Source organism: Psychrobacter sp. DD43, from assembly GCF_904846555.1.
Lineage (GTDB): Bacteria > Pseudomonadota > Gammaproteobacteria > Pseudomonadales > Moraxellaceae > Psychrobacter > Psychrobacter cryohalolentis.
Window position 1 is genome coordinate 1 of sequence record NZ_CAJHBE010000042.1, and the last position, 2219, is coordinate 2219.

The 2219-nt window shown below is 39.2% G+C and carries 2 protein-coding genes; one reads left to right on the forward strand and one right to left on the reverse strand.

The genetic code is table 11. The features are described from left to right. Positions 1 to 122 precede the first annotated feature (122 nt). Positions 123 to 953: a ferredoxin--NADP reductase gene (locus JMX89_RS12715; RefSeq protein ID WP_201532555.1), complete on the forward strand. Its 831-nt coding sequence runs from the start codon at positions 123 to 125 to the stop codon at positions 951 to 953. Positions 954 to 1120: 167 nt separating this feature from the next. Here JMX89_RS12715 and JMX89_RS12720 read toward each other — a convergent pair whose 3' ends face one another. Next, positions 1121 to 1933: a hypothetical protein gene (locus JMX89_RS12720; protein WP_201532556.1), complete on the reverse strand. Its 813-nt coding sequence runs from the start codon at positions 1931 to 1933 to the stop codon at positions 1121 to 1123. Positions 1934 to 2219: the final 286 nt, after the last annotated feature.

Sequence of the window (2219 nt, forward strand, 5' to 3'; positions counted from 1 at the left end):
AGTCACTCAAATAGCATGAATTATGTCCATTAGCGACTACCTTCTACTTTTTAGCATGAATTTTGTCCATTACACCAATTTTATAAAAATAAATGTTAATAAAATATAAGTGATTTATGACTATGAGCGACAATACTCAAACCGTAACAGTGCTAAGCAAAACCACTTGGACGCCAAATTTATTTAGCTTTACTGTCAGCCGTCCGGATAGCTTTAAATTTACGGCTGGGCAATTTGTACGTTTGGGTGTTAATCCCAGTCATTTAAACTACTATAAGCAGCAAGGCGAAGCAGGCAATGATGTCTCTAATGACGCACTAAACGAAGATATTTTTCGCGCTTATTCAATTGTTTCGTCTCCCTTTGATGAGGTATTAGAGTTTTTCTCTATTGTCATTCCTGATGGTGCATTTACCTCACAGTTGCAGCACTTAGAAGTAGGCGATGAGCTGCTGCTTAATACGATGCCATTTGGCTTTTTAACATTGGCGCGTTATCAAAAGCCATTACCAAAAGATTTATGGCTGCTGGCTACGGGCACTGGTCTTGCGCCTTTCTTATCGATGCTGCAAGATTTAAAGACTTGGGAAGATTACGAGCATATTATCCTCGCATATAGCGCGCGCTCGATAGAAGAGTTGGCGTACGTTGATAAGATAAAAAGTCTGCAAGAAGACTTTGGCTCCTTGGTTGATAATCCTGCAAAATTAATCTTTATACCAGTTGTTACTCGTGAGCCTATCGAAGGTGCACTGACAGAGCGCCTGCCAAAATTGCTACTAGATGGAACGCTACAAGAGCGCGCAGGCATTGCTCTAGATGTCGATAGCACGCACGTTATGCTATGTGGCAACCCAGATATGGTAGAAGATACCAAAGAGACGTTAAAGAGCTTAGGACTGGTGATGAATCGCCGTGGAGAAGGCAATATTGCGGTAGAAAATTACTGGTAACGAATGTCATAAAGTGTGATCGAGTGGCATTCTTTTAAAATTTTTAGCAAAAGAAAAATGCTGTATCTTGACGACTCTCGTCTTGCAAGATACAGCATTTTTTTATAATAGTTGACAGTTATAAGATAGCAAAGTAATAAGAGCTGAGAGCGTAGGATATTCTAAACTTAGCTCGCCACATTTGCCACATTTTCTGTATCTAGTGGATGGACAGGACCTTGTACTTGTACTGGCTCGTCTTTTTCGCTGATAATATCTTCGTTGCTATTTGAGGATAATAAATCGCGATAATTAATCTGCGCTTTCAAAATCAATTGTTCTTCTTCAAGCTCACCATAGTTAATTTGTGCCTTATGTAACATGCCGATAATTTTCTTATTACTCTTCAGCCAACGATTAATATCAATATAAATAATCTCATTTTTGGCGCGTGCAATATCGATATAAGATAGGATAAAGCCCAACGGGTCTTTTTTCAGGATACGGTGGTAAAACCAAATAAATAGTTTGATACCTTGACGTTTAAGATAGGACTCACAGCGCAGATTTAGGATATCGGTATAGGTCAGTTGCCCAAAGACAAAGCGCTGTACATTGCGATCGAGCTGAGCATGTACCAGACGAAAGTTACTCGCTACCTCTGCATAAATGCCACCGGCATCGACCGTGCAGTATAAGCGAAACCAGTCTTCATGTATCTCAACACGCAGCTCTAAGATAGCTTTGACATTATCCGTGACATAAGTTTTTAGCGCATCATTGACGTAGGCTTGTGTCAGCGGTAGCGCCAGCTCATCTTCTAGCTTATCGGTTGTACGGTTGTATAAGTCTTTAATAGATTGGGTCAGGCGATCCCAACCATCGCTGAATGATTCATCAAAGCGGTAGCCGAGATTCTCAAAAAAGTCATCAAAGTTGTCTGAATGATCGACATTGTCACTCATGTTATTAAAGCTACTCAAACTTATTATCCTTATCATTATAAAAGCGTGACCGATACCAAACAGTATATATCAAAAACGAAGTAGGCAAAACGAACGTCAATAACTCATCAGCTTATCTTTATGGTTGCTGTAAAAAATACGTTTCTCGTAATAGCACGGCTTAATTTAACTTCTCTTTTTTATTTTGCACTGACTGCCTATATCAAGATTGCTACTTAAAATATTGGTGGTGTATCAAAATATTAGGGGCTGTCCTAGATAAGCAAAATAATCTAGGATAGCCATATGAGAAAGAGTAGATTAAGTTGGTACAAACAAACCA